We start from the raw sequence: 15,896 nt of genomic DNA, 5'->3' as shown, positions 1-15,896 counted from the left end.
AGACCCCGACCCCCCACACGCAACCGCGCCACCCCTTTGGCTGCGAAGGCACCAAGGCCGCGCAACCCCGCAGAGCAGACGGGACCCGGCCCCCTATCATGCGGCCCGTGCGCCTGCCTTTTCTTCTGCCTGCGCTGCTGGGGCTGACCCTCTGGGCCCCAGGGCCCGCCAGCGCCCAGAGCGCACCGCTGCCCCGCATGGGCTGGCACGAGCAGTACCAGCGCCTGGTGTACGACCTGCCCGGCCGCGCGGGCTGGACCATCCAGCGCCAGCCCGGCGAGGTGCGGGTGCGGCTGAGTGGCGCGGCATTGCCCGCCAGCACCTTCACCTTTGAGGTGCCCGGCGACACCGTGCAGGCCGTGGTGGCCCCCCAGACCGTCACCCTGACCAGCCTGCAGGGCAAGGCGCTGCGCCTGAACGTGACCCAGCTGGCCCCGGCGCCGGGCGCGGCGGGGCGGCGGCTGGTGCTGGACCTGTACCCCGCCGACACCTGGACCGAGTACGAGCCGCCGCAGGCCGGGCCGTGTGCGCTGGGCCAGGGCGGCCAGAGCGTGCCCTACGTGCCCCCGGCCTTTGCCACCGGGCAGGTGGGCTTTTACATGGCGCAGCTGGACCCCAAGACGCTGGCGCCCATCCGGGTGGTTTCTCACCAGCCGGACGCCCTGTTTCCGCTGGCCAGCACCTTCAAGCAGCTGACCCTGTGGGCCGCGCTGCGCGATGTGGACGCCGGGCGCCTGAACCTGAACACCCGCTTGGCGGTCACGACCAGCAACCGCTCCATTGAGTTCTACCGCCCCGGAAACCGCACCCTGCTGGACCTCGCCACCCAGATGGTGGTCAGCAGCGAGAACACGGCTTCGGACATCGTGCAGCTGGCGGTGGGCCCGGAGCGGCTGCAGGCGGCGGCGCGCGGGTTTGGCACCTGCGCCACGCGCGTGCAGGTGACCACCAAGGCCATGTGGGGCGCCCAGGCGGGCCTGATCCCCGAGGTCTACGGCCCCGACACCCTGTCCTGGGCCCAGACGCTGCTGACCCTGCCTGAAGCCGCGCAGGCGGAGGCCGCCGCCCAGGCCGTGCAGGCCAGCCTGCGCCTGAGCCCGGAGCGGGTGCAGAGTGATCTGGAAGCCTATTTTCGCAGCCCGGCCTACAGCCCGCAGCTGGACGTGGCCCTGCACAACCGCAGCACCCCGCGCGAGTGGGCCTCGCTGGTGGCGCGGCTGCACCTGCGCGGCGGCCTCAGTGCCCAGAGTGCCAATCTGTTTCGCCGCCTGCTGGCCCAGAGTTGCTGCGCGCCGGGGGCGTGACGTACCGGTATTGGGGCAGCAAGGCGGGCAGCGGCTGGCGGCTGGTGACCCTCAGCGGCGTGCTGCAGCTGCCGGGCGGCGAAACCTTCACCTACGCCTATTTCAACCACGGCTCGGATGTACTGGACAGCCCGGACATAGAGCGGCAGTTGCCGCAGATCGCCCGCTACGTGTGGGACACGGCGCAGCGGCTGCGCTCCACGCGCTGAGGGGCCGTGGGCGCTGCCAGGGTCCATGCGCACCCCAGCATGGGCCGGCACCAGCCAGCTTCTCGCCTGTTTGGTCAGCGCCCCCCGGCGCGCGGCCCTGGCCATGCGCCGGTGGACCACAGGGCCCACAGCACCAGCAGCGGCTGAAAGAACAGGCGGGTCAGCCGCGCCTGATCCGTGTTCAGCCCGAACGCATCGGTGCGGGTGAGGTACTGCGAGATGTTGCCGGGGAAAATAGCCACGAAGAAGGCCGCCACCACCCACCCCACCGTGACCCGCTGGCGGGGCAGGGCCAGCAGAGCGGCGCCCAGCCCGATTTCCACCACGCCGGACGCCAGCACCACGAAGTCCTTATCCAGTGGGAGCCAGGCCGGCACCTGGGCCTGAAAGTCCTGGCGCAGGGTGGTGAGGTGACTGGTGCCCGCGCCGATCAGCGCCAGCCCCAGCAGCGTGCGGGCGAAGGCGCGCGGCCAGCCCCTGTGCGTCACGCAGCCTCTTTCGGCTGGCGGCGTGAGCGGGGCACCCGCAGCGTCTTTTCGCTTTCCAGCAGGCGCTTCAGCGCGGCCTCGCTGCGGGTCAGGCCGTCCAGGTCGGCTTCGCCCCGGGCCGCGCGGGGCTCGTAGTCGTCCAGCACCTTGCCGTCCAGGTAACGGTCAAAAATCACGGGGCAGATGTAGCTGCTGCGCGTCACAGCGGGCGTGTTGCCCAGGTCGCTGGCCACGTATTTCACGCACTCCACCAGCGTCCTGCGGGCCTGCCGCTCCGTGTCGGCCACCCCGGCTTCGGCCAGGAATTCGGCGGCCAGCAGCGTGCCGCCCCAGGTGCGGAAATCCTTGGCGGTAAAGGGGCCAATGACTTCGCGCAGGTAGGCGTTCAGTTCGCCGGAGCGGATGCGCCGCCGCGCGCCCCCCGCGTCCACCGTCTGAAACAGCCAGGGCCCAGGCAATTCCAGCAGGCGCGAGATATTGGCCGCCAGCGTGCGGTCCGTGGTGGCCTTGTGCTGGGTGATGCCGTGCTTGCCCTTGAAATGGAAGGTCACGGTGTTGCCCTGCACCTGCACGTGGCGCTGGCGCAGGGTGCTCAGGCCGTAAGTTTTGTGCTTGCGCGCGTAGTCGTCGCTGCCCACCCGGAAACGGGCCACGTGCAGCAGCCGGGTCATCAGGGCCGCCACTTTGCGCGGGGGCAGGCCCTGGGCGCGCAGGTCGGCGCCCGTCACTGTTTTCAGGGTGCCCAGGGCGCCGGCAAAGCGGGTCAGGCGCTGCCACTTTTTCAGCGCGCCCGCCTGCACGAAGTCCGGGTGGTAGCGGTACTGCAGCCGCCCGGCGGCGTCGCGGCCAAACGCCTGCAACTCCGCGTCGGGATAGGGAGAGACGAACACGCCCTCGTAGGCCGGCGGCACCGCCAGCTTGGCGATCCGGGCGATGCCCTCCTCATCCTCGTAGGGGGTGCCGTCGGGCCAGAAGTAGCGGAAGGCCTTGGGGTCGCTGCCCTCGCGGCGCAGGTATTCCTCTTGCAGCAGGTCGGTGCGGCTCATTCTTCGGCCTTCTGGGGCAGGTGCCAGTCAATGGCGCCGCGCCCGGCCTCTTCCAGGGCCGCGTTCACCTGCGAAAAGGGCCGCGAACCGAAGAACTTGGCCTCGCTGAGGGGGCTGGGGTGGGCGGACTCAATCACCACATGCTGCGGGCCCGTGATCAGCTTCTTTTTCTTGCGGGCGTAGGCGCCCCACAGCACGAACACCACCCGCTCCTCCCTGGCGTTCACGGCCCTGATCACGGCGTCGGTGAAGTGCTCCCAGCCCTTGTTGGCGTGGCTGTTGGCCTGCCCCTCGCGCACGGTCAGCACCGCGTTCAGCAGCAGAATGCCCTGGTCGGCCCAGTGCTTCAGGTAGCCGTGGCGCGGCGGGGTAAAGCCGGGGATGTCCTCTTTGAGTTCCTTGTAGATGTTGCGCAGGGACGGCGGAATGGTCACCCCGGGGCGCACCGAGAAACTCAGGCCGTGCGCCTGCCCGGGGCGGTGGTAGGGGTCCTGGCCCAGAATCAGCACCTTCACGTTTTCCAGCGGGGTGAAGCGCAGGGCGTTAAAGACATCGGGGGCGGGGGGAAAGATGTTGTGCTCGCGGCGCTCCTGCACCAGAAAGTCTTTCAATTCATGAAAGTACGGCGCGGCAAACTCGGCGCCCAGCGCCTGCTGCCAGGATTCGGGGAGCCCCGCCGGCAGGATGGCTTTGGGGGTGTCGGGCGTGGGCTTCAGGCCAAAGAGGTCAGGTTGGTCGGACATGGGGTGACTCCTTTGCTGCGCAGTCTGCCGCGTTTTGCCGGGGCGTTTTTCGGGCAGGCCCTGCGCTTTTCTTTCGGCTCGGACCACCGCCTTTTTGCGGCTGCCGTGGCGGTCGTAGATGCGCCGGGCTTCCACCTCAAAGGCGGGCGAGGTGCGCGCGGCGTAAATCCGCGCCCGCGCGCGGCGTCCGGCTGCGTGCTCATCCACGATGGGCGGCGGGTAGGCCAGGCGCGTGGCCCCGGTCCACTCCCAGGGCGCGTGCAGAAAGTCACCGGGCACGTCCGCCAGTTCCGGCACCCAGCGGCGGATGAATTCGCCCTGTGGGTCCTGCTCGCGCGCCTGCCGGGTGGGCGAGTAGATGCGCACGCGGTTAATCCCCACGGTGCTGCCCTGCATCTGCATCTGCGACCAGTGGATGCCGGGTTCGTTGTCCAGCCACTGCCGGGCCAGGAACAACCCGGGGCGGCGCCAGTGCAACCACAGGTGTTGCGTGGCGAACGACACCAGCATGGCCCGCATGCGAAAGTTCAGCCAGCCGGTGGCGCGCAGCATCCGCATGCAGGCGTCCACCAGCGGAAAGCCGGTCTGGCCCGCGCACCAGCGTTCAAAATGCTCCTCGTTCCAGTCGTTCTCGCGCAGGCCGTCCAGCGCGCGGTTGAGGTTGCGAAACTCCATGTCCGGCTCGGATTCCAGCCGCTGCATGAAATGGCAGTGCCAGTGCAGTCGCGACTCGTACGACCGCAGCGAGCGCACCCAGCGCGGGTCAGCCCCGGGGTCGCCCTTCACGTCCGCCAGCCGCTGCCGGGTGGCCTGCAGCACCTCGCGCAGCGAAATCGTGCCGTAGGCCAGCGGCGCACTGAGGCGCGAGCAGCTGGTCTCGGCGCTCAGGGGGCTGCTCATCTCGCGCATGTAGTTCACGCCGCGCACCGTCAGGAAGGACTGCAGGGTCTCGTGGGCATAGGCCTGCCCGGCCGGGGGAATGGCCTTGGCGCTGGGGGGCACCCGCAGGTCGGCGTGGTCGCGCAGGCCGCCCGGCTCGGCGTCGGTGCCGCGCAGGGTCGGGGGCACGGGCACCTGCGGGGCGCCCAGGCGCTCTTCCCAGGTGGCGGCCCAGCCGTCGCGGTTTTTCAGGCGCCGCACCACGCCGTTCTGCGGCAGTTCGTGCAGGGGCAGCCCCCGGGCCCGCGCCCAGGCGCGCACGCGGCGGTCACGGGCAAAGCTCACGCCGTTGCCGGTTTCCTCGTGGGCCCACACCGCCCCCACGCCGTGGGCCTCGCGCAGTTCGTCCAGCACCGCCACGGCCTCGCCCACCCGCACCACCAGCGGCGTGCCCAGGGCGCGCAGGCGCAGGTCCAGTTCGGCCAGACAGCCATTCAGGTACTGCAGGTGGTGGCCGTCAAATTCCGCGTGGTGCAACTGCTCGGGCTCGTAGATGTACACGGGCAGCACCGGGCCGCGCGCCGCCGCTTGGGACAGCGGGGCGTGGTCGCGCACGCGCAGGTCTTTTTTGAACCACACCAGTTGCACCGGCCCAAACACAGCCGCCAGTGTGGCCCAGCCCCGCTGGGCAGACGGTGGGCGTTCGCCCGGACTTCAGAAGAAATAAATCCGGGCCGCCCAAGGTGCAGGCGGCCCGGATCTGTGAGGGGCTGGGGTTACTGGATGGTGGCCCGGAAGCAGAAGGTGACGGTCTGGGCCGGGGCCAGCACGAAGCTGCCGCCGTTCACGCTCACCTTGCCGCCGCTGAGCAGGCCGGGATCGCCGTCGGCGGCGGCCGTGTAGAACACGGTGCCGGCGGGGCTGCTGACGCGGATGTCCTGCCCGGCGCCGTAGGCCCCCACGCGGAAGGCGGTGTTGGCGGGCACGCTGTCCGAGAAGAGGATGTTGGTGGCGTTCAGGTTGCCGTCGTTGCGGGTGGCGATGCAGTATTCCAGCACGTCGCCGGGGTTGCCGCTGGAGCTGGTGCCCACCGGGCCGCCCCGGGTGATGTTCTGCACGGTCTTGCTGACGCTCAGGCGCACCTGATACACGGGCGTGACCACTTCGTTGGAGGGCACGCCGCTCTGGGGGCCTTCGGTGTAGCGCACCAGGGCCACGTTGCGCACCTCGGCCGGGTTCAGGGTGAAGGGGCTGTTCACGGTGACGCGGAAGGTCACCACTGCCTCGTTGTCCAGCGTGTTCGGGGTGGAGTCAATCTTCAGGACCTGGGTGGTGCAGGCCGCGCCACTCTGGCTGCAGATGCCCACGGGCTGGGCGAAGGGGTAGGCCGCGCCGCCCAGGTTGGTGGCGGCTCCGCCGGTCACGGTGGTGGCAAAGCCGTTCACGCGGGCGCTTCCGGCCACGTAGGCCGTGCCGGCCGGCAGGGCGTCACTGAAGGTCACGCCGCCCGCCGGGACGGTGCCGCTGTTGCGCACCGTCACCGTGTACTCCAGGGTGTCGCCGGGCTGCACCTTGTCGCCGCTGCTGCCCGCGACCTTGCGCACGCTCTTGACCACGTTCAGGTTGGGGGCGTACGACGGGAAGAAGCAGCTGGCGAGGTCGGTGGAGCCGGGCGCGCTGGTGCCCACGCTGGTGTAGGTCACGTTCACCAGATCAATCTTTACCAGTCGGCCCTGGTTGTCGCGGGCGTAGATGCCGCTGGGGCTGGCGGCAATGCCGTTGAACTGCGAGCCCTCGGACGGGTTGCTCAGGCGGCCCAGGTACTCGGCGGTCACGCTGGCGCCCGGGGTGATCAGCCACAGGTCAATGCTGCCCGCACCCGTGGCGGCGCTCACCATGTACAGCTTGCCGGTGTTGTCGGCAAAGAAGTCGCCGTTGTCGAGGAAGCTGGGGGCGCCGCTGCTGGTGGAGGTGACCTTGCCCAGCAGGGTGACCGCGTAGGCGCCGCTGGTCTCAAAGCGCCAGAAGTTCGCGCCCGAATCCATGGCGTAGCCAATGCCCGCGCTGGTGACCGCCATGCGCACCAAGCGCCCGGAAATCCCGCTGAACACGCCGCCGCTGAACCACGTCTTGGTCACGGTGTCGTACACGCGCAGGCGCCCGTCATCGGTGGCGGTGAAGAAGCGCTTGGCATCCGCCGAGATGGCCAGCGTGGCCGAGGTGCCGCCACTCGGCAGGGTGGCGATCAGGGTGCCCATGGTGTTGGTGCTCACGTCCAGCAGCCGGATTTCGGTGCCGTCGGTGCTGCTGCCCGGAGCAGCCAGGGCGTACACCTGCTGGCAGGTGGGCTGCGCCGTGGGCGGGGTCACCGTGGTGGTGGACACCGCGCACTGCCCGCCGGTCGTGGTGCAGGTGCCCGGGTCCGGAATGGGATCGGGGTCGCCGCCGCCGCCCACACTGGCCTTGTTGGTAATAGAGCCGGACAGGGTGCCGGCCAGCGTCACCGGGAAAGGCAGGCTGACACTGGCGCCCGCCGCCAGGACAGCGGTGCTCGTGCAGGTCACGTTCTGGCCGCTGGTCGCGCAGGTCCAGCCGCTGGCCGGGCTGAACGAGGCCGGGGCACTGACCCCGGTGGGCAGCAGGTCCTTCACGGTGACCGTGCCACTGGTGGGGGCATTGCCGGTGTTCTGCACGCCCAGGGTGTAGCTGGCGCCACTCTGGCCGGCCACCCAGGGGCCGTTGTTGCTCTTGGTGATCGCCAGGGTCGGGCGGGCCGGCACCGGGCAGGTCAGCTTCAGGTCATCGAGCTTCAGCACGTTGGTGTCGGCGCTGGTGCCGTCTTTGAGGGTGTAGATCTGCAGCGTGACCTGGGTGCCGGGGCTGGTGAAGGTGGGCACCGTCTGCAGGGTGTAGGCGGTCGTCACCAGGGCGCCGTCGGTCTGGCGCAGCACCGCGCCGGTGGCCGCGTTGCGGAACACGTAGCGCAGCTGGGTGGCGGTGTTCGAGTGGCTGCGCACCCAGTTCTCGTAGCTCAGCTCGGCGCCGGCGGGCACGTTGATGCGCTGCTCGTACAGCAGGCCCGGGGTGCTCAGGGTGCCGCCGTTCTTGCCCTCAAAGTTGGCGATGTTCATGTACAGCGCGTAGCCCGTGCCGGAGCGGTTGATGTCGTCCCACAGGGTATACGTGCCGTCGGTGCTCGTCACGGTGGCTGCGTCGTCGTTGTCGTCGCTGTCCCCGTCGTTGATATAGCGGTGGTTTTGCACCTCGGCCAGCGCGGCGCGGGTGGGGAAGCTCTGCACGAAGGGCGCGCTGGCGGTGCAGGTGCCCGGGGCAGGGGTGGTCGTGGTCGCCGTGACCTGGGCCAGGGCGGCGCTGCTGCCCAGCAGGCCCAGGGCCAAGGCGCTCCGCAGGGCGCGGGTCCAGGTGTGCAGGGGCATCAGCGGCCCTCCTCGGTGGTGGGCGCGGCCTCGGCCGGGGCGGCGAGGTTCACGCCATTGGGCTGGTTGTCGTCCAGCATCAGGTCCAGGCGCAGGTACAGGCCCTGGCGGGTGTAGATATTGGTGCCAATGCCGCTGAAGCCCACGGGGTTGTAGCCCAGCGTGACCCAGGTGCCCGGCAGGGCGCGGTAACTGGCTTCCAGGCCCACGCTGCTCAGGGTGGAGTTGGTGGCCGGCTGGAACAGGGCGCGCCCGGCCAGCCCCAGGCCCAGGCGGTCAGTGACGTAGTAGGTGCCGCTCAGCGAGGCCTGGTAGGTGGCGCTGCCGGGCTGGGCCAGCAGGCTGCGGCCGGCCAAGCCGCCGCGCAGGGCGTACCCGGGGGTGTGGTACTCGGCGTTCACTTCCCCGATCAGTTCGGGGGTGCCGCCGGCCAGCGCGCCGTCCTTGTAGCGCACGTACGCCAGCCCCTGCCAGGGCCCCGCGCGCAGCGCCGCCGAGGCCGCGTAGTGGCGCCCGGCCCCCGCGCCGAAGATCTGCTGGGCGTCGGCAGCCAGGGTCAGCTGGTCGTTCACGCTGTAGCTCGCGCCGGCCTTCAGGCCCACGCTGAACTGGCCGGCGGTGTTGGCGGCGTCGGCGGCCACGGCGGCGCTCAGGCGCTCGGTCTTGTAGCGCAGGCCCACGCCCGCGTTCCAGCCGCCCTCGTTCTGGGCGTCGCCGTCCAGATCCAGGATGTAGCTGCCGTTCAGGCTCACGGACGTGGTGTCATTCAGGGGCAGCTGGGTGTCCACGCCAAAGCGGGCGCGGTTGCCCCAGCCGTCGGCGCCGGGCAGGTCGTAGTTCACGGCCACGTTGGTCATGCCCATCTTGGCCTGCAGGCCCAGGCTGGCGCGGTGGCCGTCTTCCCAGTTGATCTCGTCCCGGGCCGTCAGGGCGAGGTTCTCGCCCAGGGGCACATTGGCCTTGAGGGTGGTGGTGGGGTCCAGGTTGCCGCTCAGGGGCTGCACGTGCTCGGCGGTCACGCTTAGGGCGCCCTGGGTGTAGCCGGCGCTCAGAATGCCGGCCACGCCCTGTTCGGCACCCAGGCCCACGCGCACGCCCGCGCCCAGCGTGAAGGGCGAGAACGAGTACAGCCCGCGCAGATCGGCGTGGCCGGTGGTGGTGTCGGGCGCGCCGCCAGGGCCCGGGGTGCGGGTGTAAGCCGCGCGGGCGTTCACGGCGAAGCGGTCGGTGACCTCATAGGTGGCGTCAGCGCTCACGCCCAGGCCGGGCGCGGCGGCGTTCAGGCCCCGGTAGCTGCTGTCCTGGTAGTGGGCCGAGGCGTTCACGCTGAAGCGCTCGCCGGTCAGGCTGGCGCTGCCGTTCACCAGCACGCCCCCGCCCGCGTAGGCGGCCAGCAGGTCGGCGCGGGCCGTGTCGGTGGCGTAGCGGGCCCGCACGCCGATGCTGGTCACGCCGTCCACGTTCACGGCGGCGGCGCCAATGCGGGCGTTCTCGCCCACGCGGGCCCCCACCTGCACGCCCCAGGCCAGCTTGCGCGCGCCCAGGGGGTCATTCAGGCGGTAGCTGAGGCGCACGCGCAGTTCCCGGCCCTGGGCGTCCACCAGGTCCAGCGGGCGCTGGAAGTACAGCACGCCCGCCGCCGCGTCCAGGGTGTAGTCCTGCAGGCGCACCAGGGGCCGCACGAGTTCCTCGGCGCCGGTGAGCGGGTTGATGCTGACGAGTTCCACGCTTTCGCTGTCGCGCTGCAAGTTGCTCTGGCCCAGCGGCAGGGTGCGCAGGCCGTTGGGGGCGATGGTCCGGCGCACGAGGTCGCCCGGCAGCGCCGCCACGAAGCCCGACACCTGCGGATTGCTGCGGGTAAAGCCGCTGAGGGTGGTGGCGTTGATCCCAACGCTGAACACGTCCACCGGCACCGGGGCCTGGCGGTAGCTCACGCTGAAAGCGGGGTGCTCGTAGCGGGCGGCCACCGGGTCAATGCCCTGCAGCGGCATGGTTTCGGTGCTGCTGTCGCCGTAGTTGGGGTAGCGCTCCAGGGTGCTGGTGGTGGGCAGGGCGTGGGCGGTGTCCTGGCGCACGGTGGTCTGCCCGGCGGCGGTGCGGTCGGCCACCACGGCGCCGTTGGCGGCCACGTACAGCTTGCCCTCGCCAATCGGGGTTTCCAGGTACGCGGCGCCGCGCGCCTCGCCGGCCGCCACGCCGCCACTCCCCAGCAGCACGCCGGCGCTGACCATGCCAATACCCACGCGGGTGGTGCTGGGCAGCGCTTCAAAGGCCTTGGTGATCACCCGGTCGCCCAGGCGCACGCTCACGTCGAAGCGGCCGGGCACGCTCTGGGGTTCCAGTTCCAGCACGCCCTCGCCGTTCACCAGTTTCACCTGATAGCTGGCCACGCTGGGCTGGGCGTCGCCCTGGGCCGGTTCCAGGCTGGTCTGCACCGTCACGTTGCTGCTGGCGGTGGCCAGGCCGGAAGCGTCCAGCAGGCGAATTCCGATGCGCAGCGGGGTCACGCCGTCGGCCACCAGTTGCTCGGCCTTCAGTTCGGCGTTGACCGGGGTGCCGGCCAGGAACACGCGCACCGTCTGGTCCCCGAAAGTGATGGTGTTTTCGCCGGTGCGCAGCCCTATGCCATAGAACTCCTGGCGCTGGGTGCCGCGCTCGGCGTCCACGCTCTTGCGGCCCAGGGTGGCGGGGTCCACCGGCACGCCGTTCACCAGCGGCAGCGCCGTGCTGTCGGCGGGGCTTTCCAGCGCCACGGTGATGCGGTCACGCTCGCGGAACACCGTGCCGTCCAGCGGCAGTTTCAGGGCGCCCGCGTTCTCGGTGGCGGCGGCCTGGGTGTCCACGGCGGGGCGCAGGCCCCCCAGGTCGTCGAGGTTGCCCTCGCCCACCAGCACGGTCAGGCCACCCGCCGACTTGCCCACCAGGGTGGGGCTGGCCAGCGCGGGCAGGGCGCCCTCGTGGGTAACCGTGTAGGTCAGCACGCCGCGCGGGGCGCCGGGGGTGGTCCAGTAGAACTTGCCGCTGGGGCCCACCTGCGGGTCGGCCAGGGGGCGGCCACTGAGCTGGCTGCTGCCGGGCACGTAGGTGCTGCCCGCCGGGGGCTGGTGCGCCACGATCACCTGATTGGCGCCCCGGGTGCTGGGCACGTCGAAGGGAATGCGCACCGTGCTCTGGCGGGTCTGGGTGACCACCGGGGTGGGGGCCGGGGCAGGCGGGGTCTGCACCCGCAGCACGCCGCCCACCACCTGCTGGCTCTCGCAGCTGCTGCTCAGGGTGGCCTTCAGCTGGCCTTCGCTGCCGCCGTCGCCCTTCACGCGGGCGCGGTAGGTCAGCACCTTTTCCTCGCCGGGGGCCAGCTCGCCGCTGAAGGTGGTGGGGTCCAGGGCCTCCAGGGCAGCGCCGGGGTCGTCGTTCAGGGTGTAGGGGGCACTCACCCCGGAGGTGTTTTTCAGCCTCAGCGTGACCGTCACCGTTTCGCCGGCCAGGGTGGGGCTCAGCTCAGCGCGGCGCAGCTCGATCTGGGTGGCGGTGGGCAGCACGCGCACGCCCAGGGTCTGGGTCTGGTTCCAGGGGGCCAGGGTGGCGCGGGCCTCGCCGACGCCCGCCGTTTCGGCCTTGGCCTCAAAGGTCAGGACGCCGGGGTTGGCCGCGTCCACGCGGGCGGTGGCGCTGGTTTCCCCGTTGGCCGTGAAGCCAGCGGGCAGGGTCACGCGCAGGTTCGCGGGCAGGGTCTGGCGCTCAAAGGCGGTCTGGGCGCGGGCGGTGAAGGTCACCACGTCACCCACGCACACTTCGGGCTTGTCGGCGGTGAAGCTTAGGTCCACGCTGGGTTTGACCTGCACGGCCACGCGCGCCGTCTGGCCCTTGACCACGGTGGCGCTGGGGGCATTGACCGTCACCTCGGCGCCCGTGACCGGCTCGGCGCGCACCGGGTACTCCTTGGCGGGCAGGGTGAAGGGGCCAGCGGCGCCGTTCACGTTGTACGCCTGCTCGCCCACGGTCACGGTGGCCTGGGTGGGCAGCGTTTCATCGGGCAGCACCAGTTCGGCCTGAATCTCCAGGCGCCCGGTGGTGTCGGCCGTGACGATCTTGATGGGCCCAGTGCTCAGCTCAAAGCCCACCGAGTTCGACCACTGGTAGGTCTTCTGGGGCTGGCGCAGGTACAGGGTGTAGTTGCCGGGCGTTTCGGGCACGGCCACATCGGTCCACTGCAGCTCGCCGCTGATCTTGACCGGGTAGGCGTTGCCCTGGGCGTCGCGCAGCTCGCCCTGCAGCTCGCTCTCGCCGTCGCCGTCGTACAGGCGGATGCCCATGGGGCCGCCGGGGTTGTACACGTTCAGCGCCGGCACCCAGTCGTTGGAGCGGATGGTGACGTTCAGGTGGTCGGCTTCCACCGCCGCGCTCACCGAGGTCAGGCGGAAGGCGAAGGTGTTCTTGCCGTTGCCCTGGGTGCGCACCTTCAGGGTGTAGGTGCCGGCGGGCAGGTCGCTGTTCAGGAAGGTCTGCCAGTCCTGGGCGCCCACGCCGAAGTCCTGCTGCTTGACGACCTCGCCGGCGGCGTTCACCAGCGTGAAGGTGGAGCTGACCGGGGCCTTGGGGGTGCCCGTGTCGTAGTTCTCGTCGCCGTACTGGTCGGGGGTGCGGTAGTCGGCGGGGTCGAACTGGGCGCCGTAAACGTCGAGCTGCACGCGGGAGCTGACGCCCACGATCAGGCGCAGGTCCTGGTCGCCCACGGTCCACATGAGCTTGTTGCCCACCGAGGTCAGGGGAAGAGAGGTGGCGATTTCCTGCGCTGCGGCCGAGCCGAGGAGGGCCGCCGTCAGGGTGGTGATGGCGCGTTTCACTCAGTACCTCCAGCTCGCCGTCGGGTCGGTGACGGCGCCCTTGGGGTCGCCGGTCCAGCGGAAGCGGTAGGTCACCGCTCGCTCGCCACCCGGCAGGATGTCGTAGGTCAGAACGTTCTGGCCGTCAATCAGCTCGGCGCCAGCCGGCAGCGGATCGTCAATGCGCACGGCGTTCAGGTCGGCGCTGCTGCTCAGGATCAGCTGCACGCGGTACTCGCCGGCCACCTCGCCCGCAAAGACCTGCTTGCGGATGGTCAGGGTCTGCGGGGTCTGCAGCGGCAGCCCGGCCGCCACGCGCAGGGTGGTGTCGCGGATCACGGCAATCTCGCCGTAGTCGGGGGCCAGTGGGAAGTCCACGCTGGTGAGGTTGCGGACGTACACCAGGCGGCTGCCGGGGCGCCCCGCATCCTGGGGCACCGAGAGGTTCTGCGCCCACACCGAGTTGGGGTCCAGACGCAGGGCCTGGGTGCCCTCCACGAGGTTGCGGAAGTGGTAGCGGCCCTGGGCGTCGGTCAGCGCGATGCGGCCACCGGCCAGCACGACGCGGGCGTTCTGGTAGGGAATGTCAGTGCCCCGGTCATAGATGCCGTTGCGGTTGGTGTCCAGGAACACGTAGCCCACCACGTCGGCGGTGTTGCGCCCGAAGATCAGCGGATCAATGCGGTTCACGGCGCTGCTGATCGGCGTCTGGGTCTGGCCGTTGTTGCTGATGGCCGTGGCGATGGCGCTGTTGCGGATCTGGGTGCCGGCCTCCGGCGTCACCTCGGCGTCGAAGGTGATCACGGCGCTGGCGCCCGGGGCCAGGCCCGGAATCTCCCAGACGTAGGTGCGGCCCGAGACGGCCGGCACAATCGGCGTGCCGTTCAGGCGGCTGCTGCCCTCGATGTACACCAGGCCGGCCGGCAGGGTGTCCTGCACGCGGATGGTCTGCAGGGCGGCGGTGGTGCTGCGGTTGGTCACCGTGAAGGTGTAGGTGATGGTCTGGCCGTAGGCGACCTGCTCGGGGCTGCTGGTCTTGACCATCGTGAGGTTGGCCTGGTTGAACACGCCGTTTTGCACGGGGTTCGATTCGGTGGGCTCGGGCACCTCGGCGCTGGTCACCGTGAAGGTGTTCACGACCAGGGCGCCGTCGGGCGTGCTCTGGGGCACGCGGGCGCGCAGGGTCAGGGTCACGGCCTCGCCGGGGTTCAGGCGGGCAAAGCGCCACACCACGGTATCGCCTTCGAGCACCCCGCCCTGGTCAGCACTGATGAATTCCAGCGCGTCGGTGCGGATCAGGTTGCCGCCCGCGTCCAGAATGCGCAGGTTGCGCAGGTTGTCGCGGATCACCACATTGTTCAGCGCGAAGTTCTGGGCGTTGGTAAAGCTCAGGGTGTAGGTGATCTCCTGCCCCGGGGCCACCAGGCCGCTGCCCGCGCTGCCGGTCTTGACCGGGCTCAGCAGGTTCTGGGCCACGCTCAGCACGACGTCAATGGTCAGGTTGTCGGGGGCGCCGCGGCTGCTCTGGGCGCGCAGCTCAATGCGCAGGTCCTCCAGCGCAGAGCTGATGTTGCCACTGCGGATCAGGTAGCAGGCGTTGAAGTCCTTGGTGGCCTGCGGGGCCAGGTCCGGCACCCGGAAGGGCTCGGTGATGGGCGTGCCGTCGCGCTCGGTAAAGCGGATGGTGGCCTGCCCGCGCACGGCGCGCCCGGTGACCGTGATGGTGTCGGGGCGGTCGCCCAGGTTCTGCACGGTGTGCGGGAAGCACACCTCCTGCCCGATCAGGGCCACCTGCTTGGTCTGCTTGTCGTCCTCGCTGAGTTCGCCGCCCGGCAGCGCCTGCGGGTTGCCAATGGGCCCCAGGGCGATGGCGGGGGTGTAGCGCAGGGTCACGTCGGCCGGGGCGTCCACGGCGATGTCGCCGCTGCGCAGCAGGCCCACGTTGCGCCGGGTGCCGGTGACGTCCTGCGGCGCGCGCAGGCGGAAGGTCAGGGTCAGCGTCTCGCCGGGCCCCAGGCTCTCGGTGCGCACGCGGATGGCGGCCACGGGGGTGGTTTCCGTGCCGGTCCAGGCCGTGCCGTCGGCGCTGTATTCCAGCACCCCGCTGCCCTGCACGCGCGCGCTGCCACTGATGAACACGAAGTCGCGCATGTCGGGCGTGTTCAGGAAGTCGCTCACCGTGACCGGACGTGAGGCCCCAGCGCCGATGTTGCGGGCGGTCAGGGTGACTTCGGTCTCCTGGCCAGGGCGCAGCTCGGTGGCGTTGGGGGTGGCCTGGGCCTGCGGTGCGGAGGAAGGCAGCGACTGCACCGTTGAGGACTTCGTGGTGCGGAACGTCTTGGTCAGCGTCAGTTCGGGCGGCTCGCTCAGGCGAATGCGGCCCACGTTGTCGTCGTCGGTCTCGCCCGGGCGCCCCGAGGTGTTCGTGGCGCAGCTGGCGATCAGGTTGACGAAAGCGTCGCCCCGGTTGCTGCTCTGCGTGGTGGCGGGCACAAACAGGGTGGCGCTGGCGTCGGCCGCCAGGGTCACGCTCTGCACGGCCGCGTCGCCGTCGTCCAGCTGGCCGTTGCCGTTGCTGTCGGTGCGGATGCCCAGGCCGCCAGGGGTGAACTGCGAGGCAGCCTCCACGGCGGCGCGCAGGCTGACCGTGTTGGTGGCGTTGCCCGCGTTGGTCAGGGTGTAGCGCAGGGTCGCGCCCTCACCGGGCAGCAGGCTCAAGCTCTGGCCCGGCTGGGCCACGGTGCCGCTGGGCACCACGCTCACGGCGCAGATCGGCTGCACCACGGTCGTGACGGGCGGGGTCGGAATCGAAGTGGGCGGACCGCCCTCGGGGGTGAATTCCAGGGTGGCCTGGTTTTCAATCACCGTACCGGCGGGGGTGCCGGCCGCCTGCGCCGGGCTGAGCAGGGTCAGCGCCAGCGCCGCGAGCGTGTTGAGCACCGAAGGGTTGTTGCGCACGTTGCCTCC

8 protein-coding genes are annotated in these 15,896 nt (G+C 70.6%); 2 read left to right on the top strand and 6 right to left on the bottom strand.

Annotation, left to right across the window (positions count from 1 at the left end):
• Nucleotides 1–107 precede the first annotated feature (107 nt).
• Both K7W41_RS09025 and K7W41_RS09020 read left to right on the top strand, forming a co-directional pair.
• Nucleotides 108–1,304, top strand: a complete 1,197-nt coding sequence (locus K7W41_RS09025) for a serine hydrolase (RefSeq protein WP_224607125.1) — start codon at nt 108–110, stop codon at nt 1,302–1,304.
• Complete coding sequence (locus tag K7W41_RS09020; protein ID WP_224607122.1) at nt 1,301–1,513, top strand: hypothetical protein; 213 nt, start codon at nt 1,301–1,303, stop codon at nt 1,511–1,513. The genes K7W41_RS09025 and K7W41_RS09020 overlap by 4 nt, the downstream gene beginning before the upstream one ends.
• Before the next feature lie 74 nt (nt 1,514–1,587).
• Here the strand turns inward: K7W41_RS09020 and K7W41_RS09015 are convergent, their stop codons facing one another.
• From K7W41_RS09015 to K7W41_RS08990, 6 genes are all read right to left on the bottom strand, one after another.
• Nucleotides 1,588–2,001, bottom strand: coding sequence for a DoxX family protein (locus K7W41_RS09015; RefSeq protein ID WP_224607118.1), 414 nt, complete (start codon nt 1,999–2,001; stop codon nt 1,588–1,590).
• Nucleotides 1,998–3,047 (bottom strand): DNA topoisomerase IB, encoded by a 1,050-nt coding sequence (locus K7W41_RS09010; protein WP_224607115.1) that lies wholly within the window; start codon nt 3,045–3,047, stop codon nt 1,998–2,000. The genes K7W41_RS09015 and K7W41_RS09010 overlap by 4 nt, the downstream gene beginning before the upstream one ends.
• Nucleotides 3,044–5,329, bottom strand: coding sequence for a uracil-DNA glycosylase (ung, locus tag K7W41_RS09005; protein ID WP_224607112.1), 2,286 nt, complete (start codon nt 5,327–5,329; stop codon nt 3,044–3,046). Before ung ends, K7W41_RS09010 begins: the two co-directional genes overlap by 4 nt.
• A 116-nt stretch (nt 5,330–5,445) precedes the next feature.
• Entirely contained in the window at nt 5,446–8,106 is a 2,661-nt protein-coding gene (locus tag K7W41_RS09000; RefSeq protein ID WP_224607110.1) for a DUF11 domain-containing protein, read from the bottom strand.
• Nucleotides 8,106–12,950 carry a hypothetical protein gene (locus K7W41_RS08995; protein ID WP_224607107.1) on the bottom strand — a complete coding sequence of 1,615 codons (4,845 nt, stop codon included), beginning with the start codon at nt 12,948–12,950 and terminating at the stop codon, nt 8,106–8,108. The genes K7W41_RS09000 and K7W41_RS08995 overlap by 1 nt, the downstream gene beginning before the upstream one ends.
• On the bottom strand, nt 12,951–15,887 hold the full coding sequence (locus K7W41_RS08990) for a DUF7933 domain-containing protein (RefSeq protein ID WP_224607104.1): 2,937 nt from the start codon (nt 15,885–15,887) through the stop codon (nt 12,951–12,953).
• Between the last annotated feature and the right edge of the window lie 9 nt (nt 15,888–15,896).

It is taken from the genome of Deinococcus multiflagellatus (assembly GCF_020166415.1).
GTDB lineage: Bacteria > Deinococcota > Deinococci > Deinococcales > Deinococcaceae > Deinococcus > Deinococcus multiflagellatus.
Note: the sequence above shows the minus strand (reverse complement) of the source record. Positions and strands in the feature narration are given on the sequence as shown.